The organism is Thermoanaerobacter mathranii subsp. mathranii str. A3, from assembly GCF_000092965.1.
Taxonomy (GTDB): Bacteria; Bacillota; Thermoanaerobacteria; order Thermoanaerobacterales; family Thermoanaerobacteraceae; genus Thermoanaerobacter; species Thermoanaerobacter thermocopriae.
Map to the genome: position 1 here is coordinate 1,253,457 of NC_014209.1, position 21,514 is coordinate 1,274,970.

Below are 21,514 nucleotides of genomic sequence, written 5' to 3' on the forward strand. Positions count from 1 at the left end.
TCTAAATCCCCATTTTTAAAATATCAAAATACATTTTCAATCTCGCATAAAATCCTTTTATTAATCCCAGCTTTTCTTCCTTCATGACATGACTTAGATTCTCAAGAGGCACATTTACTACTCTAAGCTTGTTCTTTTTGGCGTGTTTATTTAACGCAATTTCTACTCCAAACTTGCTGACTTCCATCTTTTCAATGTTTTCTAAAAACTGCCTTTTTATTGCCCTTTGGCCTGACAAAAAGGGTGCTACCTTCTGTGCAAAATCTGTAGATTTCCTTCCACCGGAAAAAATTCCAATTGTCATATCTGCTTCATCCTTTAATACAGGAGATACGAGATTTACAAAATGTTTTTCAGTAAGTCCAATCAAATCGGCATCTAACATGACGATAATATCGCCTTTAGCATTATCTATTCCTGCTTTTAATGCTTTCCCCTTGCCTTGATTTTTCGGCAAATCTACTAGCTTTACATCGTGTTTTAAGGCTTGCTCTTTTGTATCATCCGTAGAACCATCATTTACAACTATGATTTCATCAATCATGTCTATTGTTTCTAAGACTGACAAAACTCTCCCAATATTTTTTCCTTCATTAAAAGCTGGGATTACAACAGAAATCATTAAGAATCCTCCTCGAGTAATTTTTCAATTTCTTTCGTCAATTCTTCTATTAATTCTTCTTCTTTAACTTTTTTATAAACTTTTCCTTTTTTAAAAATAACTCCTTCTCCATCTCCTCCTGCTATACCTATATCAGCTTCTTTTGCTTCCCCTGGTCCGTTTACAACACATCCCATAACAGCAACTTTTAAGGGCTTTTTAATATGCCTTGTCCTTTTTTCTACTTCTTGTGCTAATTTTATTAAGTCAATTTTTGTTCTACCGCAGGTAGGGCAGGAAATGACTTCGACTCCTTCTTTTAAAAGACCTAAAGAACGTAAAATCTGTCTCCCTACTCTCACCTCATGGACTGGATCACCCGTTAAAGAAACTCTTATTGTATCTCCTATTCCTAAATAAAGCAATGTTCCTATTCCTATAGCAGATTTTATAGTGCCAGCTTCAATAGTTCCCGCCTCTGTTATACCTACGTGCAACGGATAATCTACTTTTGAAGAAGCAAGTTTATAAGCCTCTATAGTAAGAGGTACATTTGGAGTTTTTAGCGAAATAACTATATCATAAAAGCCCAACTTTTCTAAAATTAAAACGCTTTTTAAGGCGCTTTCCACAACTGCTTCGGCAGTTATTCCCTTGTATTTATATAATATTTCTTTTTCTAAAGAGCCAGAATTTACGCCTATTCTAATAGGAACACCTCTTTCTTTTGCTATTTCTACCACTTTTTTGATATTTTCTTCTCTTCCTATGTTTCCAGGATTAATTCTTATCTTGTCTGCTCCATTTTCAATTGATTTTATAGCTAACCGATAATCAAAATGAATATCTGCTACCAAAGGAATATTTATATTTTTCTTTATTTCTTTTATTGCTTCAGCTGCTTCCATATCCGGAACAGCAACTCTTATAATATCACAGCCTTCAGCTTCTAGTCTTCTTATCTGCTCTATTGTTTTTTCAATATCGTGGGTATCCGTGTTAGTCATAGACTGAACCAAAATTGGATTATTTCCACCAATCTTTTTATTTCCTATTTTCACTTCTCGAGTAATTTTCCTCATTTTTTTCACCTTTTAAAAAATACGTAAAATATCCCTATAGGTTACAAAAATAAGCAATGCAATCAACAGTAAAAAACCCAAATAATGGATATAGCCTTCTTTTTCAGGTGGTAAGGGTTTCCCTCTTATTGCCTCTGCTAATACAAACAAAATCCTTCCGCCATCTAAAGCCGGCAAAGGCAATAGATTAAAAAGGCCTAAATTTACGCTTATAAGAGCAGAAAAAGCCAGTAAATTCATAACACCTGTTTTGGCAACAGTTCCTACCGCTTGAACAATTCCCACAGGTCCCATAATATCATTGACAGAAACTTTTCCGGTTACTAGCATTACAAGAAACAAAATAATGAGTTTAGAAAAATATATAGTCTGATTAATGGCAGTTTTAATGGCAAGAGATATAGAACGCTTATGCGCTGGGATAATCCCTATCATTACTTTTGAAGCCTCTTTATCAAAAACCGGTTTTACTTGTTTTTGTAAAATTTCATTTCCTCTTTGAACTTCAATTGTCAATGTTTCTCCTTTACTTGAGCTTATAGCTTTTTCTAACTCCTCCCATGTATTTATCTTTGTATTATTTACCATTACAATTTTGTCCCCAGGCAAAATTCCTGCTTTTTCAGCGGGATAGCCTTCCATTACAGATTTTATTTGGGGAATAGGCCTACCTATGCTAAAAAATACAATAAAAAGCAATAAAAAAGCTAATAATATATTCATTAAAGGACCTGCAGCAAAGACAGCTAACCTTACAGGCCAAGGCTTATTTACTATAGCCCGCGGGTCATTAGATTTTTCATCTTCACCTTCTAAAGCAACATAACCACCGAATAGCAATGCTCTAAAAGAATACTCTGTTTCTCCGTATTTCTTTTTAAAAAGTCGTGGACCAAAGCCAATAGAAAATTCATTTACTCTAGATCCAGAAAGTTTTGCAACGATAAAATGTCCAAATTCGTGAAACATTACTAAAACGCTTAAAACAATTATACTAATCAATATTGTCAAAATATATCACCTCATATATCTTTTTGCTATTTTTTCCTTAACCTCTTTATCCACATTTATTATATCATCTAAAGTGGGATTTTGTATATTATTATGTTCTTTCATACTCTCCTCTATAATTTCAGCTATTTGTAAAAATTCTATTTTTTTATTTAAAAACAAAGACACAGCTATCTCATCAGCTGCATTTAATACGGTAGTCATAGTTCCTCCAATTTTTAAAGCCTCATATGCTAACGACAAACATCTAAAAGTTTCTAAATCGGGTTTTTCAAAAGTTAATTGGGTTATAACAGAAAAATCCAAAAACTTTACTTCTTTTATGTAGTTACGAGTAGGATAATTTAAGGCATACTGAATGGGTATCCTCATATCGGCAGTAGCCAGTTGTGCAATTATGCTGCCATCTATATATTCTACCATTGAATGAATTATGCTTTGAGGATGTACAACAACATCAATTTTATCTTCAGAAATATCAAATAGCCATTTTGCCTCAATTACTTCAAACCCTTTATTCATTAAAGTGGCAGAATCTACCGTGATTTTTTTTCCCATTTTCCAATTAGGATGATTTAGAGCCTGTTCCACGGTCACTTTCTTCAAAGCCTCTTTTTTCTTGCCTCTAAAAGGGCCACCAGAAGCTGTTAAAATCAACCTCGATATTTCTTTTCGATCATTTCCTTTTAAACATTGAAGTATAGCGGAATGCTCACTATCTATAGGTAAAAGCCTTATGCCTTTCTTTTTGGCTAAATCCATTACGATTTGTCCAGCTGTTACAAGTACTTCTTTATTTGCTAAAGCAATATCTTTTCCCGTCTGGATGGCTGTAATTGTTGGAAGAAGTCCGGCAATTCCTTCTACCGCTATCACCACTAAATCCGCTTCATATTTTACAATTTCTTGAAGCCCTTTGCTGCCAGTCAGAATTTCGATATTTTCCTCTAGTTTTTCACGTAATTGATTAGCTTTATCTTCATCTTTTACTGCCACAACTTTAGGATTAAATTCTCTAATTTGTTTAGATAAAAGTTCTACATTGTTATAAGCTGTAAGTCCAACAATCTCAAAATTTTCTCTAAAATTTTTTATTACATTTAAGGTTTGTGTACCAATAGAACCAGTTGAGCCGAGAATTATTACTTTTTTCATGAAGCGCATTCCTTTCTAAATTATGTATTGAAAAATAAAGTAGATAAAAGGTGAAACAAATAAAATACTGTCAAATCTATCTAAAATTCCTCCATGGCCAGGAATAGTATTTCCAAAGTCTTTAATGTAACAATTTCTTTTTATAAAAGAAGCGATTAAATCTCCACATTGAGCAATTATACTCCCCAATAAACCTATAATCATAGAAAGATATATAGTAACATTTGATTGAGGAAATAACCAAACAAATATAGCAGAGGTAATGATAGAACCTATAATTCCTCCAACAGCTCCTTCTATTGTCTTTTTGGGGCTTATTGTAGGAGCAAGTTTGTGATTTCCAAAAAATCTACCTGTAAAATATGCAAAAGTATCCGTCATCCACGATACTATAAAAACAAACCATACTATATAAATTCCTTCAGGCATTTCTCTAAGTTTTTGTATGTACAAAAAGAAAAGAGGTATATAAATGATTCCCAATAAAGTCAGCGCATAATCTTTAAGATTATACTTTTTATTAGTCAAAAATAGTAAAAAAAGCATCATTGCAATTATCACCAATATCTCTCTTTCTGCTATTTTACCTTCTAAAAAATACAAAAGAATTGCTGACAGATATCCAAAAATTTTCACAGGCCGTATCCCAAGATTTTTTGTAGCATTATAAAACTCATTAAGCCCTAATATGCTTATTAACACTAACGCAATTGTAAGAAATGTTCCCCCTTTTATCATAATGAAAAACAAAATTGGCAAACCAATTATCGCACTTATAACCCTTGTTTTTAACATATTTATGTACCACTCCTTACTATACTCCCCCAAATCTTCTTTGGCGAGTTTGGTAATATAATATCGCTTTAATAAGATGCTCTTTTTTAAAATCCGGCCACAATACCTCTGTAAACCAAAATTCAGAATAGGCCGATTGCCATAATAAAAAGTTGCTCAATCTCTTTTCACCGCTTGTCCTTATTATAAGGTCTGGATCTGGCTGATTTTTTGTATACAAATTATCACTTATAGTTTGTTCTGTAATTCCCTCAATGGTTAGTTCTTTATTCAAAACCTTTGTACAAATTTTTTTGACAGCCTTTACAATTTCATCTCTTCCCCCATAATTTAATGCTATATTAAGAACAAGGCCAAAATTGTTTTTTGTTATATTTTGTGCCCGCTCTATTTCAGTTTTACACCCCTGTGGCAAAACAGAAATATCTCCTATGAAGTTAATCAACACATTATTTTTGTTTAATTCATCTACTTCTTTTGAAAGGTACTCAACGAGTAAATCCATTAAAAAATTTACTTCTTCTTTAGGTCTTTTCCAGTTTTCAGTTGAAAAGGCATACAAAGTTAAATATTTTATCCCTAATTCTCTACAGGCTTTTACAACCTCTCTTACAGCATTAACACCAGCTTTATGGCCATAAAATCTCATCATTCCCCTTTTTTGAGCCCATCTCCCATTTCCATCCATGATAATACCTATGTGAGTAGGTAGTTTATTTTTATCAATTTTTCCGGTTAATTCTTTATTTTTTTGTTTAAAAAATGCCATTTATTTTCCTCCTCATTTTATAAGGTCCCCCTCACCAGAGGGGGATTAAACTCTAACAACAGTAATTTCAAGAATATCTTTTTGTTTTTTTATTCTGGCGACTTTTAACCAGTAACCTTTATATTTAAAAATAGATTTTGTTTCTACGATGTTAATTTTTAAATCCTTTGGTATCTTTTCTATAACTTTATGTAAATCCATTCCTATAAAATTGTAATAATTCATCAAATTTCCATTATCTCCTTTTCTTTAGTCTCCGCTATTTTATCTATTTCTTTTATATATTTATCAGTTAATTTTTGAATTTCTTCTTCTCTCTTTTTTCTTTCATCTTCAGAAATTTCGCCGTTTTTTTCCATCTTCTTCACAGTATCATTAGCATCTCTCCTGATTTGTCTTACTGCTACTTTTGCCTCTTCTGCTTTTTTGTAAACCAATTTTACCAATTCTTTTCTTCTTTCTTCAGTCAATTCGGGAAAAACCAATCTTAATACTTTACCGTCTGAAACTGGATTAATTCCTAAATCTGATTTTTGTATTGCTTTTTCAATGTCACTTATTTTCGAAACATCCCACGGTTGCACTACCAAAACTCTTGCCTCGGGAGCTGTAATGGTAGCTAATCTGTTAAGAGGAGTTGGAGTGCCATAATAATCAACCATAATTCGGTCAAGCAATGCAGGATTTGCTCTTCCCGCTCTTATAGCAGCTAATTCGCTTTTTAAAACGCTCAAAGATTTTTGCATTTTTTCTTCGCTAGCTTTTAAATAATCACTCATACTTAAACCTCCTTTACTATTGTACCAATATCTTTTCCTGTTACTACCTTCTTTATGTTTCCGTAAGTAGTAAGGTCAAAAACTATGATTGGTATTTTATTGTCCATACATAAAGAAGTTGCTGTTGAATCCATTACTCCTAAACCTTTGTTTAAAACATCTAAATAAGACAATTCCTTAAATTTTACAGCGTCTTTGTATTTATTTGGGTCTTTGTCATAAACTCCATCTACTTTTTTAGCTAATAATATAACCTCCGCATCTATTTCCGCTGCTCTTAATGAAGCAGCAGTATCAGTTGAAAAGAAGGGATTCCCTGTCCCAGCAGCAAATATAACAACCCGTCCTTTTTCTAAATGTCTTATTGCTCTTCGACGTATATAAGGCTCTGCAATTGCCCTCATCTCAATAGCAGTCTGAACTCTTGTAGGAACTCCCCGTTGCTCTAAAGCATCTTGCAGTGCAAGCGCATTAATTACAGTCGCAAGCATTCCCATGTGGTCTGCAGTAGTTCTGTCCATCCCAATGCCTTCTCTTCCGCGCCATATATTTCCTCCACCAACTACAAGGCCAATTTGGACCCCCATTTCTTTCACTTCTTTTATTTCGTCTGCTATTTTGTTTACAGTGTTAAAATCAATACCAAAACCTTTTTCTCCCGCTAATGCTTCTCCTGAGATTTTCAGAACCACTCGCTTGTAAACAACTGACGACACATTAACACCCCATTCTTATAAGTTCTATAAAAATTTTGAAAATCCTTCTTAATTTTTTAAGTAATTTGTAAAAAGGGACACAACCGTGTCCCTTTTTGGTTGCCTATTTAATTTTATTACTCATTCGAGGAAGTTTCAATACCTTCTCCTCTTTCAAATCTGACAAATCTTCTTATTACAATGTTTTCTCCTAATTTTGCAATCGTCTCATTTAATAGATCTTGCACTGTTTTTTCTGGGTCTCTAATGTATTGTTGCTCTAGCAAACAATTTTCCTTGTAAAATTTTTCAATACGTCCTTCAACTATTTTTTCTACAACATTTTGCGGTTTCCCTTCATTTAACGCTTGTGCTTTCAAAATTTCCTTTTCTTTTTCCAAAACAGCTTGTGGTACATCTTCGCGAGAAATATAACTTGGATTTGCGGCAGCTATTTGCATGCATATTTCCTTAACAAAATTTTTAAATTCACCAGTATTTGCAACAAAATCCGTTTCACAATTTACTTCTACTAAAACCCCTATTCTTCCACCACCATGTATGTAAGCATCAACTAAACCTTCATTAGCAACTCTGCCTGCTTTTTTAGCAGCAGCAGCCAATCCTTTTTCTCTTAAAATATCTATGGCCTTTTCCATATCTCCATTTGCTTCCATTAAAGCTTTTTTACAATCCATCATTCCAGCGCCAGTTCGTTCTCTTAATTCCTTTACAGCTTGTGCTGATATCATTAGAAAAACCTCCTTAAATTATGATATATGATATACAATAGTGGTAAGGAGCTTTGCTTTTTCCTTACCACTAGACAAAAATTTTCACTCTTCAGCGGCAGCAAATTGTTCCCCTTGATTGCCTTCAATCACTGCATCTGCAATCTTGGAAGTAATAAGCTTGACAGCTCTTATAGCATCATCATTTCCTGGAATAGGATAATCGATTAGATCAGGATCGCAATTGGTATCCACAATAGCTACAATTGGTATTTCCAAACTTCGGGCTTCCGCAACAGCAATAGCTTCTTTTTTAGGGTCAACTATGAATAAAGCCGAAGGCAGAGATTGCATATTCTCTATTCCACCCAAAAATTTCTGCAATCTTTCTTTTTCTTTTCTAAGTTTTATTACCTCTTTTTTAGGAAGAACATCAAAAGTCCCGTCTTCTTCCATTTTTTTAAGTTCTTTTAAACGTTGAATTCGTCCTTTAATTGTTTTAAAATTAGTAAGAGTTCCACCTAACCACCTTTGGTTTACATAAAACATACCGCATCTTTCTGCTTCTTCCCGAATGGAATCCTGGGCTTGCTTTTTGGTCCCAACAAAAAGAATGGTGCCCCCTTCCATGACCAACCCTTTGACAAATTCATAAGCTTGTTCTAGTTTTTCTACCGTTTGTTGTAAGTCAATGATGTAAATTCCATTTCTTTCTGTAAAAATATAAGGAGCCATTTTAGGGTTCCATCTTCTTGTTTGATGACCAAAATGTACCCCTGCCTCTAATAACTGCTTCATTGAAATTACCGACATACATGCACCTCCTATGGTTATTCCTCCGCCTAAATCCTCTTGCAAAAAGACCTTTCAGGCACCCTTTTTGCAATCATTAGGCGTGTGTAATTCACTGACAATGAATACTATATTATATATTTTGCTAAATGTCAATATATTATCACACTTTTATGTCTATATGACCCATAGTTTTTTTATTTTTTTTATCTGGATTTTTCTCTTGCTTATTTTTTTGTTCAGAGTTTTGCCTCTCTTTTATAAGCGTTTTTTCTGTTTTTTCAAGTTCATTAGGCTTTGTCTTCTTTATTTCATTTTCTTTATTAGATGAAATTGCTATTTGCTGAGAATAAATGACAGGCTTTTGAAGGTCAATTTGTTTCAAATTTCCTACCTCTACAGCACGAGGTAGAATAGTTTTTAAATCAATAGGGGTATTGGAGGACATAAAAAAATTCACCTCCTTATTTTAGAGGAAAATATTTTATCTCTTTCTCTTTTTTTATAAACATAGCATATTTGATAGGTTCTTGTATTTTTAAAGTAACATCATCAATGACGATTTTAGTTCCTGGAAATATTGTATCAACAACTTTTATAATTCCAATGCTATAACTTTTTATTTCTTCATTTAAAGAATTTAATTCGTCCTTTAGTTGTTGATTTAGAGAAATTAAATTTTGAAAAGATTTTTTAGCTTTGTGATAGACATCTTGTTTATCAGGAGACAATTTTTCGATTTTTTCTAAATATTTTATGATTTTTTCTATTTTTTCTAATTGAATATTATTTTGCTCTATTTGAGAAGTTAATTCTGCTATTTTTTGCCTTTTTTGAGGCAGTACGCCTACTTGTAACTCCGTATACGTTCCCATTTTTGAACCAATATTCGCTGCTACAATTTCTCTTGCAGCTACAATTTTACTACCAATAATTTGACTTTTATTACCTAAAAGTTTTACACTTCCCCCTGCTTTTACCTCACAATAAATTATCGCTTCACTGTATACATCTCCTCTGGCCTCTACACTACAGTTTTGTAAATACTTTGCTGTAATATTTCCTTCTGCGATAATTTTTGCCTTTCCAGCCCCTTGTACCCCTTTGTGAATATTGATATTTCCTTTTGCTATTATAGTAGCGGCTTCTACCACTCCAAAAATTTCTACATTCCCTTCACTTTCAACAATAAAACCTGATTTGACATTCCCAGTAATTTTTACACTTGCTACCGTTTTTATATTTCCTACAGAAGTATCAACTTCTTTTACTTCCAAAAGAGGATGTACCTCTATTTTGTTGTTTAAAACAACAAGATGGCCATCTATCGCTGCTACAAGCTTATCCTCATCAATATAAGTATTTTTCCCAAGAGGAAGTTTTACATCTTTCCCGTCTAAAGCATCAACTCTTTGTCCAAAAACATTAATTCCTGGTTGCCCTGCGGTAGGATTTATTTTTCGAGCTATTATTTGTCCCTTTTTGATGTTTTTAAATAAGTCTAAATTTTTATAGTCTACACTTCCGTCTTCCAATATTTTTGGTGTCGCATTTTTTTCTATGTCTATTTCAAAAATTATCTTTCCATCTTCACCATTTATAGGTTTTTTCCCTTCTGCAATTAATACACCTTTTGCATTTTCCAAATTTCTACAAATACCTTCTATAACGTCGGATTTTATTCCGTACACTATATTATGTTTTTCTAATTCTTGTAACAAGACTTCTTTATTGATACTTATGCCATCGGGGTCTTCAATTAAAGTCAAATAAGCCTGCTGTTTATCTTTTGAAACCTCAATATGTACTCTGTACCTTTTATCATCCATTTTAAAGCCCCCATTTTAAAAGTATTCGCCTAACATCTCCCTTATCCTTTTGATAGCCTTTGTGTGAATTTGTGATATTCTAGATTCTGTTAAATTTAAAATTTTGCTTATATCTTTGTAGTTTAAATCTTCATAATAATACAAAGTTATTACTAGTCTCTCTTTATCTGGTAAATTTTTAATGGCATTTGCTAGCTTTCTTTTTAATTCTTTGTACAATACTTCTTCTTCTGGATTTTTTAATTCAACATCTGAAATAGCATGCAATTTAAAGTTATTTTCAATAGCTTCCTCTAAAGAGTTAATGTTAGAAACATTGATATAGCTTAAAGTTTTTAAAACATCTGTTTCATTTAAGCCACAAGCTTCTGTTATTTCCTCAACTGTAGGTTCTCTATTATATTTTTGTTGCAGTGTTTCTACGGTTTCTTCTATTTTTTTGTATTTTTTTTTAAGGCTTCGAGGCATCCAATCTTTTTTTCGCAAATAGTCTATTATTTCTCCTCTTATCCTTAAAGTAGCGTAAGTTTCAAATTTTACGCCTTTACTAGGCTGATATTTTTCAATTGCATCGATAAGGCCAAGTACTCCTTGATTTATTAAGTCTTCATACTCAGATTGAGTAACATCAGAAATAATGAGTTTTTTGACAATATGTTTGACAAGTGGCATATACTTGATTATTATTTCATTTCGTAAATTTGGATCTTTACTAGAATTATAAGTTTTCCATATATCCTCCTCCACTAATGCCATACAAAATTCCCCCAATTAAATATATTTTATTCCATAACCAATGGTTTTTACTAATAGCCTTCCATCCTCAGAATAAAACTCAATAGTCCTTCCGTAATTCCCACCTATATCTTCCGCAACAATTGGTATACCAAGTTCTCCTAATACTTCTCTAGTAGCAGTGGCGTTTCTTTCTCCTATGTTCATAATGTCAGAATTTATCTTAGAAGAAAACATTTGTGCTCCTCCAGCAATTTTACTAATCAACCTTTTAGGATTAGCACCTATTTTTACCATTTCTTCAATCAAAATTCGGATACCGGTGTCGGCAAACTTAAGTTTATTTGAATTATCAGAAATTTTGTTACTGTAAGGTAACATTATATGTACCAATCCTGCTACTTTAGTTAAAGGGTCATAAAGAACAATTCCAACGCAAGACCCTAGCCCAACAGTTGTAAGAATTCCTGGGCTTTGTGTGACCTTTGCATCTGCCATTCCAACCCTGTAAATTTTATTTTCCATTCACTTCAACTCCAAGTGCTTTTAGTATTAAATCGAAAGAATTAATATCTGGTATTAAGAAAAAATCTCCTTTTATCAGTTTTTCTCCCTCTATAAATTGAGTTTCAATAAACAAAATCTTATCAGAAATTTCTCCATATTTAATAGCCGGAACACTCAAAATTGCTCCTGCCATATCTATACTTATTGCAGGAGGTGAAATTTTCATATTTAAAGAAGTAAGAGTAGATAATGAGCTTACATAACTACCTGCCATAATATTTCCTATCTCTTCTAATGCGGATTTTTCTAACTCACCAAAATCTTCCTTTACTTCTAATCCCATAAGTTTCCAAATAAGAGAAGAGGCACTTTTTATATCAAGAGCAAAAAGAATATTACCTTTTACATCACCCTCTAGGTCGAAATAGATACCCACAATTATGGTATCAGCAGAACCAAATATATCCGATACATCTTTAAAATCTAGAATTTTCACCTTTGGCACTTGCATGTCCACTTTTTTGCCAATTATTGTTGAAAGAGCAGTTATGGCATTTCCCGCCCCTATATTTCCTAATTCTTTCAAAATGTCTAAGTACATTTCATTTAAACGGTTAATATCCATTTTTCACACCCTGACATCTAATAATTTTTTTAAATCCAAAATGAGAAATACCTTATCTTTTATTTTCCCTACTTTGCTGACATATTTAGAAAATTCCTCAGAAGTTTCATTAAAAACCAAATTGTCAATATTTTCTTCTGAAATATCCACCACTTCATTAGCATTATCTACCATCATGCCTACTGACATATCGTAAGCTTTCAAAACTACAATTCTTGTATCTTCATCATGCTCTTTTTCTGGGAAGCCCAATTTTGCTCTTAAAGAAATTACAGGAATTATTTCTCCTCTTAAATTTATAACCCCTTTTACATAACTTTCAGTCTGAGGAACTCTAGTTATAGGCATTACTTTTTCTATAGTCTGCACATTTTCAATATTTATTGCATATTCTTCCTCCTCGATTTTAGCGATAACATATAGGCTCAAAATTCTCCCTCCTTGTTAAAACAAATTGTTGGCATCGACAATCAAGGCTACTTGGCCATCTCCCAATATTGTAGCTCCTGCAATAACTTTGACATTAGAAAGATATTTCCCTAATGGTTTTATAACTATCTCTTGCTGGCCAATTAATTCGTCTACAGTACAGCAGGCTAAGTTTTCGCCTTTTTTGATAATTACACACACAAGATTTCCATCATTAGAAATCTTTTTGGTCTCTAATATTTCATTTAATCTTATTATTGGAATTATCTTCCCTCTGAAAAGAACTACTTCCTTCCCTTGAACATTGTGTATTTCTTCCTCTTTTTTATGCACTATTTCTGAAATTGAATTAAGAGGAATTGCAAACTTTTCGTCCCCTACTTTTACTAATAAAGCTTGGATAATTGCTAGAGTAAGAGGAAGTTTAATTATAAATTTTGTTCCCTTATCTATTTCTGATAATACTTCTATTGAACCGTTTAAGGATTCAATTTTATTTTTTACTACATCTAATCCTACCCCTCTACCTGAAATATCTGTAACCTTATCAGCAGTACTAAAACCTGGCTTGAATAAAAGGTCTAAAATTTTATCTTTAGAAAGGTCGTTTACCTGTTCAGCCGTATAAATACCTTTCTCTACTGCTTTTGCTTTGACTTTTTCTATGTCAATTCCTCTTCCATCATCACTAACTTCTATTACGACCTTATTCCCTTCATGATAAGCTCTCAAATTAATGGTGCCTTGTTCCGATTTTCCCTTTTGCAATCTTTCTTGTGGCATTTCAATACCATGATCAATGGAATTTCTTAGAAGGTGAACTAGAGGGTCACCGATTTCATCTATAACAGTTCTATCCACTTCGGTATCTTGGCCATACATATTGAGAATAATTTTTTTGCCTAACTCGTAAGATAAATCTCTTACCATTCTTGGAAATCTATTGAATACCCTTTCCACCGGTACCATTCTCACCTTCATGACAGCATCATGTAAATTAGTAGTTATTCTCTCTAAATATTCAATAGTACTTGCAGTTTCAGAGTTTTTATTATCTGCCTCCAATCCTTCAAGGCGGGTTTTTATGATTATAAGTTCACTTACTAAATTCATTAAAGTATCCAATCTATCAATGTCTACCCTTACACTTTTTGAGGTTTTATTAAAGCTGTGAGTTTTTTTGATATTCTCAAAACTATGAGATTGTAAAGAGGACACTTCTTTAGAAGATTCCTCCTCTTCCTTACTTAAATCGACATTTATAACTTCTACTTCTATTTTGCTGACTTCAGCAATAGAAAGCAATCTTTTTTCTATATTTTCTTTTTCTTCTTTTGTAAGAATGTGAAGAGTGAAACTATCATCAAATTTTTCATCTTCAATGTCTTCTACAGAGGGGAAGGAATTTATTATATCTGCTATTTCCTCTAGACTATTAAAAATTACAAAAGCACGGGCCGATTTCATAACACATCCTTTGTCAATGTATACTGTTATCTTATAGGCTTTGTAATTGTCTTTTACTGCTTCTTTTATTATATCTTGTTCGTATACGTTCAATATTGTGTCGCTGTTTAAAGCATTATTTTCTTTTTCTAAAACTTCCTTTTTATTTTCAGATTTAGAACTCACACCTGAAAGTAAAAATATAAGTTCATCAATAGCTACATTATCTTCTCCTGTTTGGGATATTAAATCCAGCATTTCGCTTAAAGTATCTACACACTTAAAAAGGATGTCCATGATGGAATGAGAGATATTTGTTTCACCATTTTTTACCTCTTGCAATATATCCTCCATTTTATGCGTTAATTTATTCATGTTTTCAAAGCCCATAGTAGCAGCCATACCTTTTAAAGTATGGGCAGACCTAAAAATCTCATCGATTATTTGCCTATTTTTAGGATCATTTTCTAAAAGCAGTAAATTGCTATTTAAATTTTCTATATGTTCCTGTGATTCTTCAATAAATATATCGATGTATTGATTATTTTCCATAAAATTCCCTCACCTTCTCGATTATTTCTGCTGGAATTTTATCCAAAGAAAGGACTTTATCAACATATCCTGTTTTTATAGCATTATAAGGCATTCCTTTTGCCAAAGAAGAATCGATATCTTGACATATAATAAAACTTCCTTTCTCTTTTAAATATTTAAGTCCTTTTGAACCATCACTTCCCATACCTGTCAAAATAACAGCTATTATGCAGGCATTTATTTGGGAAGCACTTATGAAAGTAGCATCAATGGAAGGTTTATAAACAGATTCAAAATCAGTAGAAAGTTTAATTTTTATTTTATCATTTTCTTCAATTAATAATAAATTTTTATCACCAGGAGCAATATAAGCTACATTTTTCAAAATTACCTCTCCATCTACTGCTTCTTTTACCTTGAGTTTACAATTTTGGTTTAATCTTTCTGCCATCAATTTAGTAAACTTTTGTGTCATATGTTGTATTACAATTATTGAAGCAAAAAATTCATCGGGTAAATTTGTGAGTATATATTGTAATGCTTTAGGCCCCCCAGTAGAAGCCCCAATTATAACAAGGCAATCATTTTTCATAAATCATTCAATCCCTTTTTGTCTACTTTTTCTCTGCTCTTCAAAGATATAGCTTATAATCTTTTCTCTCACTTTTTCAGAAATGTTCACATAACAAATACCAACTTCATATCCTTTTTCTAGTAATTCATCATACCTGACTACTTTTCCGGTTATCGTTATCTCTTGATCTAATGTAAAAACACAATTTATGATAGTCCCTATTTCCAATTTTTTATCTACCTTACATTTCAATCCTCCACCACTTATATCTTGAATAAAGCCTTTATAAACCTTATCTTCTTCTCCATTAATGGTGTAAGTAAATGGAATCACCTTCTCTAATCTAAAATATTGCCTTCTTTGCAGTCTTTCTACACCGCTTATAGGCATTATTTCCAAAAGAGCAAGTTTTCCATAAAAACTATTTAAAACCTTCGCGTAAAAAGTAAACAAACCTTGTTTTGTAAAATAAATTACTTGAATTATTGAACCTATTCTCATAGGAACTAAATCTCCACTGTATCCTGGCGCATCAATTAATATAGTTCCATTTTCAGAAATATCCTGTACTTGAGATGAGTATATAATCGTTTTTTTATCTAAACCTATTTTCAATTTTTGCCCTGGCTGTAAATTTATCTCATTCATCTAAATCCTCCCCCATTGATAAGTCTAGAAAAAATACCCCACAACCCCTTATTTTCTATAGGAGGAGGTTGATTAGCAATTTGGGCTGCAATTTGCAATATCTTTTTTGAAGTTTTACTATTTTCGTATTTAAGGACAATGGGATTTTGCTCAATTATACATTCCATCATCCTTTCGTCATTTTCTAAATAACCTAAATCAATCAAAGATATACCTAAATAGTTTTTAACTACTGTTTCAAACCTGTCGTAAATTTTTCTGTATTCATCAAAATTCTTCACTTTATTTATCACTACATTAATTTTTTTATCTTCACCTACCAGTGAATACTTAATAAGAGTATAAGCATCCATTATAGACGTTGGTTCGGGAGTTACTATTAGTAAAACTTCATCGGCCGCTTTTAAAAAATCACTAACTACGTTATTAAGCCCTGCACCCGTATCTATAATAATAAAATCGGAATAATAGTCTAAAATTTTAATGTTGTTTAGAAAAAGAGTCAAATCTACTCCTTTCTTAATAAGATTGAAGTCTCCACCTGAAGATATGTATTTTATACCCAAAGGTCCTTCATTTATAACCTCCGTTATCATTTTGTTATTATACAGAACATCTAATAAAGTATACTTAGAAGTAACCCCTAATTCAATTTCGACATTTGAAAATCCCAAATCTGCATCAATAATCGTAACATTATAGCCCAATTTCTTAAGGGCTAAAGAAAGATTTACTGAGATACATGTTTTACCAATTCCTCCCTTGCCACCTGTAATTGTAATAACCCTGCTTCTTTTTATCTTCTTCTTTTGGGAAACCAATTTTCTTAAACTTTCAGCCTGGTCCATCATACGTTAATTCCCCTTTATTATGCTAGAAAGAATAATTTCACTTCTCGCTAAAGTTATATCATCAGGAACTATTTGTCCATTAGTAAAATAAGAAATTGGTCGCCCTGAATAGTAAACAGCATTTAAAATAGAACTGTAATTATCAGTTTCGTCTAATTTTGTAAAAATCAACCTGTAATTTTCTGCAAATTCATACCTCTTTATCACTTCTTTTAAATCCTCCGATTTAGTGGTAGCACTCAAGCACAAATAAGTTTCATCACAATTGGCATACTTAATGAAAGTTTTTAATTCATTTATCCGCTTTTCATCTTTATGGCTTCTTCCAGCCGTGTCTATTAAAACTACATCGTATTTTTCAAATTCTAACTGAAGCTTATGAAGTTCAAAAATATTATTCACTACTTTTACTGGCACCCCTAAAATTTCTCCATAGGTTTTCAGTTGATCTACCGCTGCTATTCTAAAAATGTCTGCTGTAACGAGCATTATATTTTTGCCTTCATTCAATATCAAATTAGACGCAATTTTCGCAATGGTGGTAGTTTTTCCCACTCCGGTAGGTCCAATAAACAAAATTTTTTTGCTTTTTTCAGTATCCAATTTCTGAGGCGGCCCCATAAAAGCTTCTAATCTTTCTTTTAAAATTTTTATTCCCCTTTCATCAAGTTCGTCAATTCCTTCACCTAATAACTCAGAGACTTCCCTTTCTATTCCATAATCTATTAGTTTGGAAACTAAAGTTTTTTCTTTCGTTTGGGTAACCGCTTCATTTTTGTTAGTAGCTATAGTCTTAATCAAATTTTTAAGTTCATTTATATCATTTTTTGTAATACTTTCTTTAGGGATTACCGGTGGGTAATCTTCTACTGCTGCTACTACTTCCACTTTGCTTTTTTTAAAAAGTCCTATAATACCCTTTTGTTTAATTCTGTTTTGATGAAGTATTACAGCATTACTTCCCATTTCAGCTTTTATCATTCGTAAAGCCTCTTGGTAGTCATTAGCTATATATTTTTTAACTTTCATCTAATCTCACCGTCCCCACCGATGTAACTTCAATATTTGGCAAAAGTTCGTTATATGACAAAACAGCAATATCTGGCGAAATTTGTTCTACTAACTTTCGAAGATAAAATCGAGTAACAGGCGCTGTCAGAATCACAGGTTGTCCACCCTTCAAAGTTATTCTTTTTACCAATTCATGGATGCTTTTTAAAATCTTCTGCGCCAAGGAAGGCTCTAACGCTAAATATGAACCATGCTCTGTCTGAGTTATACTGGAGGATATCAACTGTTCAACACTTGGATCCAACGTTATAACTTCAATTTTACTACCTGCAGCGTATTTATTAGAAATAGTACGAGCCAAAGCCTGTCTTACATATTCTGTTAAAACATCCGTATCTCTTACCGTAGGAGCATAATCAGCTAAAGTTTCCAATATTGTAACTAAATCTCTGATAGATAACCCCTCTCTTAAAAGGTTAGAAAGTACTTTCTCTATTTCACCTATTGTTAAAAGCTTAGGAACCAATTCTTCTATTAAAGCAGGATTTGTGGTTTTTATGTTATCAATTAAACTCTGTACTTCTTGCCTTCCTAAAAGTTCATGAGCATGCTGTTTTATAATATGAGTAAGGTGCGTAGCAATAACAGAAGGAACATCTACTACTGTATATCCCCTTACTTCTGCTTTTGACCTTTCGTTTTCATCTACCCAAATTGCAGGTAATCCAAAAGCTGGTTCTCTTTCTCGAATCCCAGAAATATCTTCATCTATTTCTCCTGCCGTCATAGCCATATACCTATCAACATATACCTTGCCTCTGGCAATTTCATTTCCTCTAATTTTTATAACATATTCGTTAGGCTTTAATTGAATATTATCTCTTAAACGAATCATTGGGACCACAATACCCAAATCCAGAGCAATTTGTCTTCTTATCATAACAATTCTATCTAGCAATTCTCCACTTGCAAGAGGAATCAATTCATAACCAAATTCCAGTTCAATAGGATCAATTTGCAATAATTCATACACTTTTTTAGGATCTCTAATATTTTCTAGCTCTTTTATGTTCTCTTGTTGTTCTTCTTCTTTTATTGCCACTTTTTGAGTTCCCGCAAATCCAAGATATGCAAACAACGAACCCATTAAGATAAGAGGGAATTTAGGTAAAGTAGGCACCAATATCAGTGCAAAGAGTAGCCCAGCAGCCATTTTTAAAATCTGAGGCTGATTGAAAAGTTGTTTTATCAGATCTCCTCCTAAATTCGACTCAGAAGCAGAGCGGCTGACAATTATTCCAGTAGCAGTTGATATTAAAAGCGCTGGTATTTGGCTTACCAAACCATCGCCCACTGTTAAGAGAATATAAGTATTCAAAGCTCTATTTATATCCATTCCCTTCACTGCCATTCCAATAATAAGACCTGCCACAATGTTTATAATGATAATAATTATAGAAGCAATAGCATCTCCTTTGACAAATTTACTAGCGCCATCCATTGCTCCATAAAACTTTGCTTCTTGTTGTATCTCCTCTCTCCTTTCGCGAGCCTCCTTTTCTGTTATGAGACCAGCATTCAAATCTGCATCTATTGCCATCTGCTTTCCTGGCATTGCATCCAAAGTAAACCTTGCTGATACTTCAGATATTCTTTCTGCGCCCCTCGTTATGACAATAAATTGCACAATTGCAATTATCAGAAAAATGATAAATCCGACAATTGGGTTTCCACCTATTACAAAACTTCCAAAAGCCTGTATTACACCACCCGCATAGGCATTACTTAAAATAAGTCTTGTGCTGGAAATGTTAAGAGCCAGTCTTAAAAGAGTAGTTACTAACAATATAGAAGGGAATATAGAAAAATCTAAAGCATCTTTTATATACATAGTAGTTAAAAGTATTAGTATAGACAAAGTTATGTTAAATATCAGTAAGAAATCCATGAGAATGGGTGGTACAGGAATTATTATGAGTAAAACAATTCCTATTACAAAAATAACTACAGTAAGTTCAGAGGCTTTCAAATTATCCCTCCTATTCTTCCTTGAGGCTATAGACATAAGCCAAAACCTCAGCTACAGCTTGATACAGCTCCGGTGGAATCATGTCTCCTATTTCGGTAGACCTGTACAGTGCCTGAGCTAATGGCTTATTCTCTACTATAGGGATATTTAATTTTTTAGCTTCTTCTTTTATTCTGAGGGCAATCATGTCCTGCCCCTTAGCTATCACAACAGGTGCGTCATTGACATTGCTGTCGTACATAAGAGCAACAGCAAGATGAGTTGGGTTTGTTATTACGACATCCGCCTTTTTTAGGTCTTGCATCATTCTCCTCATAGAAACTTGTCGCTGTTTTCTTCTTATCTCTGCCTTTATCTGCGGGTTTCCTTCTGTCTCTTTAAACTCTTCTTTTATATCCTCTTTACTCATTTTAAGGCTTACCTCATATTCTCTCCACTGGAAGAAATAATCCAATGCCCCAAGAACAATAAGCACAATTCCTATTCTAATAGTAATTCCTAAAAGTATATTTAACGCGTATTTTAATATGTCTTGAACTGACATATCAAGAAGCATTGGTATACCTTTATATTGAGAAGCCAAAAAAGAGTACATTATATAGAAAAGAACTACCACTTTAGCAATAGATTTAGCTAATTCTACCAATGCTCTTTTTGAAAAAATTCTCTTGAAGCCCTCCACAGGGTTTAATCTTTCCAATTTAAAGGCAAGGGGCTCCGTTGTAAATACAAAGCCTACTTGGAGATAAGTTGATACAAGAGAGACAACAAAAATCAATAAAATTATAGGTATAATTATTGATATTGCTTGTTGCAAGACGTATGTAAACAAATTTCGTATACCTACTACATTAAAAACATCGTCATTAGCTCCAGAATAGGTATAAAGCAAATATTTTGTTAAAGCCATCATTTTTTCTAAAGAAGGTATTGCAAGTATATTTAGTGCCAAAAAACCTGCTACAATTACTAAAGCAGAAGTTATTTCTCTGCTTTGGAAGACTTGTCCTTTTTTTCTTGCGTCTTGTCGCCTTTTAGGGGTAGCTGGTTCAGTTTTTTCTTCCGCAAACAATTGTAAATTTATTTTGCTCAAAACTATCACCTTGTCATAAACTTCATCAATCTAAAAATATCAGCATTCATTCCGTTAAACATAAAATCTATAATGGCTAAATACATTGGCAACATAATAAGCAAAGTAAAGATTCCAACAAAAATCTTTGCTGGCATTCCTATCATAAAGACATTAAGCTGAGGTATAGTGCGGGAAATTATTCCCAAAACTAAATCTGACAAAAGAGTTGTTAAAATTATAGGAGCACTTATTCTAAAACCTAATATAAACATGTCAGAAACCATTTTTGTCATCACCTGAGACATACCAGACAAATTAAACGCCACTTCTCCAATAGGAATTATATCAACACTTTTAGCCAACATTGTAAATAATATATAATGACCATTCATAAGCATGAAGATAAGGATTGTCAAAATATATATGAAATTTCCCATTAAAGGAACTTGAGCTTCGCTGTGAATATCTAAAATGTTTACTATCCCAAACCCCAACTGATAATCAATTAGCTGTCCTGCCAAATGTATGGCGCTGAAGGATATCATAGATGCCAGCCCTATCACAAGTCCTACGGTGAACTCAGAGATGACAACGATGAAGTAATCAAAAACATTATTTGTTTGCAAATCAACAGATCCCATCGTATCAAAAACAATTACTGCAGCAAAAAAGCCTAAACCTATTTTAAAAATAGTTGGGACATTTTTTGTGCCAAAAAAAGGTGTAAGTATAAAAATGCCAAGCATCCTGACAAAAAGTAATATAAAAACTTGAACACTTTGGAGTAAATACTGAATCATATCCATTTTAC

General features: G+C 32.8%; 25 protein-coding genes. All 25 read right to left on the reverse strand.

Annotation, left to right across the window (positions count from 1 at the left end; translation table 11 throughout):
• Position 1: 1 nt before the first annotated feature.
• Positions 2 to 622 carry a glycosyltransferase family 2 protein gene (locus TMATH_RS06190; protein ID WP_012995250.1) on the reverse strand — a complete coding sequence of 207 codons (621 nt, stop codon included), beginning with the start codon at positions 620 to 622 and terminating at the stop codon, positions 2 to 4.
• On the reverse strand, positions 622 to 1,683 hold the full coding sequence (ispG, locus tag TMATH_RS06195) for a flavodoxin-dependent (E)-4-hydroxy-3-methylbut-2-enyl-diphosphate synthase (RefSeq protein ID WP_013150326.1): 1,062 nt from the start codon (positions 1,681 to 1,683) through the stop codon (positions 622 to 624). Before ispG ends, TMATH_RS06190 begins: the two co-directional genes overlap by 1 nt.
• Positions 1,684 to 1,695: 12 nt before the next feature.
• Positions 1,696 to 2,694, reverse strand: a complete 999-nt coding sequence (gene rseP, locus TMATH_RS06200) for an RIP metalloprotease RseP (protein WP_012995252.1) — start codon at positions 2,692 to 2,694, stop codon at positions 1,696 to 1,698.
• A gap of 6 nt (positions 2,695 to 2,700) precedes the next feature.
• Positions 2,701 to 3,849, reverse strand: a complete 1,149-nt coding sequence (locus TMATH_RS06205; protein WP_013150327.1) for a 1-deoxy-D-xylulose-5-phosphate reductoisomerase — start codon at positions 3,847 to 3,849, stop codon at positions 2,701 to 2,703.
• 15 nt (positions 3,850 to 3,864) lie between these two features.
• The gene (locus tag TMATH_RS06210) at positions 3,865 to 4,644 is read right to left on the reverse strand and encodes a phosphatidate cytidylyltransferase (protein ID WP_012995254.1); all 780 of its coding nucleotides are present in this window, start codon (positions 4,642 to 4,644) and stop codon (positions 3,865 to 3,867) included.
• A 19-nt stretch (positions 4,645 to 4,663) separates the two neighbouring features.
• Positions 4,664 to 5,413: an undecaprenyl pyrophosphate synthase gene (locus TMATH_RS06215; protein WP_012995255.1), complete on the reverse strand. Its 750-nt coding sequence runs from the start codon at positions 5,411 to 5,413 to the stop codon at positions 4,664 to 4,666.
• 45 nt (positions 5,414 to 5,458) lie between these two features.
• Positions 5,459 to 5,638 carry a hypothetical protein gene (locus TMATH_RS06220; protein WP_012995256.1) on the reverse strand — a complete coding sequence of 60 codons (180 nt, stop codon included), beginning with the start codon at positions 5,636 to 5,638 and terminating at the stop codon, positions 5,459 to 5,461.
• Positions 5,638 to 6,192: a ribosome recycling factor gene (frr, locus tag TMATH_RS06225; protein ID WP_012995257.1), complete on the reverse strand. Its 555-nt coding sequence runs from the start codon at positions 6,190 to 6,192 to the stop codon at positions 5,638 to 5,640. The genes TMATH_RS06220 and frr overlap by 1 nt, the downstream gene beginning before the upstream one ends.
• A 2-nt stretch (positions 6,193 to 6,194) precedes the next feature.
• Entirely contained in the window at positions 6,195 to 6,908 is a 714-nt protein-coding gene (pyrH, locus tag TMATH_RS06230; RefSeq protein ID WP_012995258.1) for a UMP kinase, read from the reverse strand.
• A gap of 116 nt (positions 6,909 to 7,024) precedes the next feature.
• Positions 7,025 to 7,639, reverse strand: a complete 615-nt coding sequence (gene tsf / locus TMATH_RS06235) for a translation elongation factor Ts (protein WP_013150328.1) — start codon at positions 7,637 to 7,639, stop codon at positions 7,025 to 7,027.
• Positions 7,640 to 7,723: 84 nt separating this feature from the next.
• On the reverse strand, positions 7,724 to 8,431 hold the full coding sequence (rpsB, locus tag TMATH_RS06240) for a 30S ribosomal protein S2 (protein ID WP_012995260.1): 708 nt from the start codon (positions 8,429 to 8,431) through the stop codon (positions 7,724 to 7,726).
• Between the two features lie 142 nt (positions 8,432 to 8,573).
• Complete coding sequence (locus TMATH_RS06245) at positions 8,574 to 8,858, reverse strand: hypothetical protein (protein ID WP_012995261.1); 285 nt, start codon at positions 8,856 to 8,858, stop codon at positions 8,574 to 8,576.
• Positions 8,859 to 8,874: 16 nt separating this feature from the next.
• Positions 8,875 to 10,239, reverse strand: coding sequence for a flagellar assembly protein A (locus TMATH_RS06250; RefSeq protein WP_013150329.1), 1,365 nt, complete (start codon positions 10,237 to 10,239; stop codon positions 8,875 to 8,877).
• A 15-nt stretch (positions 10,240 to 10,254) separates the two neighbouring features.
• Positions 10,255 to 10,995, reverse strand: coding sequence for a FliA/WhiG family RNA polymerase sigma factor (locus TMATH_RS06255; protein WP_012995263.1), 741 nt, complete (start codon positions 10,993 to 10,995; stop codon positions 10,255 to 10,257).
• Positions 10,996 to 11,010: 15 nt separating this feature from the next.
• Positions 11,011 to 11,499: a chemotaxis protein CheD gene (locus tag TMATH_RS06260; RefSeq protein WP_013150330.1), complete on the reverse strand. Its 489-nt coding sequence runs from the start codon at positions 11,497 to 11,499 to the stop codon at positions 11,011 to 11,013.
• Entirely contained in the window at positions 11,489 to 12,106 is a 618-nt protein-coding gene (locus TMATH_RS06265) for a chemotaxis protein CheC (RefSeq protein ID WP_013150331.1), read from the reverse strand. Before TMATH_RS06265 ends, TMATH_RS06260 begins: the two co-directional genes overlap by 11 nt.
• Before the next feature lie 3 nt (positions 12,107 to 12,109).
• Positions 12,110 to 12,535 (reverse strand): chemotaxis protein CheW, encoded by a 426-nt coding sequence (locus tag TMATH_RS06270; protein WP_012995266.1) that lies wholly within the window; start codon positions 12,533 to 12,535, stop codon positions 12,110 to 12,112.
• A gap of 15 nt (positions 12,536 to 12,550) precedes the next feature.
• The gene (locus tag TMATH_RS06275) at positions 12,551 to 14,533 is read right to left on the reverse strand and encodes a chemotaxis protein CheA (protein WP_013150332.1); all 1,983 of its coding nucleotides are present in this window, start codon (positions 14,531 to 14,533) and stop codon (positions 12,551 to 12,553) included.
• The gene (locus tag TMATH_RS06280) at positions 14,523 to 15,107 is read right to left on the reverse strand and encodes a CheB methylesterase domain-containing protein (protein ID WP_013150333.1); all 585 of its coding nucleotides are present in this window, start codon (positions 15,105 to 15,107) and stop codon (positions 14,523 to 14,525) included. Before TMATH_RS06280 ends, TMATH_RS06275 begins: the two co-directional genes overlap by 11 nt.
• Positions 15,108 to 15,110: 3 nt before the next feature.
• Positions 15,111 to 15,737 carry a flagellar brake protein gene (locus TMATH_RS06285; protein WP_013150334.1) on the reverse strand — a complete coding sequence of 209 codons (627 nt, stop codon included), beginning with the start codon at positions 15,735 to 15,737 and terminating at the stop codon, positions 15,111 to 15,113.
• Positions 15,734 to 16,588: a MinD/ParA family ATP-binding protein gene (locus TMATH_RS06290; RefSeq protein WP_013150335.1), complete on the reverse strand. Its 855-nt coding sequence runs from the start codon at positions 16,586 to 16,588 to the stop codon at positions 15,734 to 15,736. Before TMATH_RS06290 ends, TMATH_RS06285 begins: the two co-directional genes overlap by 4 nt.
• Positions 16,589 to 16,591: 3 nt before the next feature.
• The gene (locus TMATH_RS06295) at positions 16,592 to 17,617 is read right to left on the reverse strand and encodes a flagellar biosynthesis protein FlhF (protein ID WP_012995271.1); all 1,026 of its coding nucleotides are present in this window, start codon (positions 17,615 to 17,617) and stop codon (positions 16,592 to 16,594) included.
• Positions 17,607 to 19,628, reverse strand: coding sequence for a flagellar biosynthesis protein FlhA (gene flhA / locus TMATH_RS06300; protein WP_013150336.1), 2,022 nt, complete (start codon positions 19,626 to 19,628; stop codon positions 17,607 to 17,609). The genes TMATH_RS06295 and flhA overlap by 11 nt, the downstream gene beginning before the upstream one ends.
• A 10-nt stretch (positions 19,629 to 19,638) precedes the next feature.
• Positions 19,639 to 20,730 (reverse strand): flagellar biosynthesis protein FlhB, encoded by a 1,092-nt coding sequence (gene flhB, locus TMATH_RS06305; RefSeq protein WP_012995273.1) that lies wholly within the window; start codon positions 20,728 to 20,730, stop codon positions 19,639 to 19,641.
• Positions 20,727 to 21,509 (reverse strand): flagellar biosynthetic protein FliR, encoded by a 783-nt coding sequence (fliR, locus tag TMATH_RS06310; protein ID WP_012995274.1) that lies wholly within the window; start codon positions 21,507 to 21,509, stop codon positions 20,727 to 20,729. The genes flhB and fliR overlap by 4 nt, the downstream gene beginning before the upstream one ends.
• Positions 21,510 to 21,514: the final 5 nt, after the last annotated feature.

Coding starts and splice junctions, on each gene's coding strand:
- TMATH_RS06215 (WP_012995255.1), bottom strand. CDS start 5,413: ATGGCATTTTTTAAACAAAAAAATAAAGAATTAACCGGAAAAATTGAT.
- TMATH_RS06265 (WP_013150331.1), bottom strand. CDS start 12,106: ATGGATATTAACCGTTTAAATGAAATGTACTTAGACATTTTGAAAGAA.
- TMATH_RS06220 (WP_012995256.1), bottom strand. CDS start 5,638: ATGAATTATTACAATTTTATAGGAATGGATTTACATAAAGTTATAGAA.
- TMATH_RS06290 (WP_013150335.1), bottom strand. CDS start 16,588: ATGATGGACCAGGCTGAAAGTTTAAGAAAATTGGTTTCCCAAAAGAAG.
- TMATH_RS06255 (WP_012995263.1), bottom strand. CDS start 10,995: ATGGCATTAGTGGAGGAGGATATATGGAAAACTTATAATTCTAGTAAA.
- TMATH_RS06285 (WP_013150334.1), bottom strand. CDS start 15,737: ATGAATGAGATAAATTTACAGCCAGGGCAAAAATTGAAAATAGGTTTA.
- tsf (WP_013150328.1), bottom strand. CDS start 7,639: ATGATATCAGCACAAGCTGTAAAGGAATTAAGAGAACGAACTGGCGCT.
- TMATH_RS06260 (WP_013150330.1), bottom strand. CDS start 11,499: ATGGAAAATAAAATTTACAGGGTTGGAATGGCAGATGCAAAGGTCACA.
- TMATH_RS06245 (WP_012995261.1), bottom strand. CDS start 8,858: ATGTCCTCCAATACCCCTATTGATTTAAAAACTATTCTACCTCGTGCT.
- TMATH_RS06250 (WP_013150329.1), bottom strand. CDS start 10,239: ATGGATGATAAAAGGTACAGAGTACATATTGAGGTTTCAAAAGATAAA.
- TMATH_RS06205 (WP_013150327.1), bottom strand. CDS start 3,849: ATGAAAAAAGTAATAATTCTCGGCTCAACTGGTTCTATTGGTACACAA.
- fliR (WP_012995274.1), bottom strand. CDS start 21,509: ATGGATATGATTCAGTATTTACTCCAAAGTGTTCAAGTTTTTATATTA.
- TMATH_RS06275 (WP_013150332.1), bottom strand. CDS start 14,533: ATGGAAAATAATCAATACATCGATATATTTATTGAAGAATCACAGGAA.
- rpsB (WP_012995260.1), bottom strand. CDS start 8,431: ATGTCGGTAATTTCAATGAAGCAGTTATTAGAGGCAGGGGTACATTTT.
- ispG (WP_013150326.1), bottom strand. CDS start 1,683: ATGAGGAAAATTACTCGAGAAGTGAAAATAGGAAATAAAAAGATTGGT.
- TMATH_RS06210 (WP_012995254.1), bottom strand. CDS start 4,644: ATGTTAAAAACAAGGGTTATAAGTGCGATAATTGGTTTGCCAATTTTG.
- TMATH_RS06280 (WP_013150333.1), bottom strand. CDS start 15,107: ATGAAAAATGATTGCCTTGTTATAATTGGGGCTTCTACTGGGGGGCCT.
- TMATH_RS06295 (WP_012995271.1), bottom strand. CDS start 17,617: ATGAAAGTTAAAAAATATATAGCTAATGACTACCAAGAGGCTTTACGA.
- frr (WP_012995257.1), bottom strand. CDS start 6,192: ATGAGTGATTATTTAAAAGCTAGCGAAGAAAAAATGCAAAAATCTTTG.
- TMATH_RS06190 (WP_012995250.1), bottom strand. CDS start 622: ATGATTTCTGTTGTAATCCCAGCTTTTAATGAAGGAAAAAATATTGGG.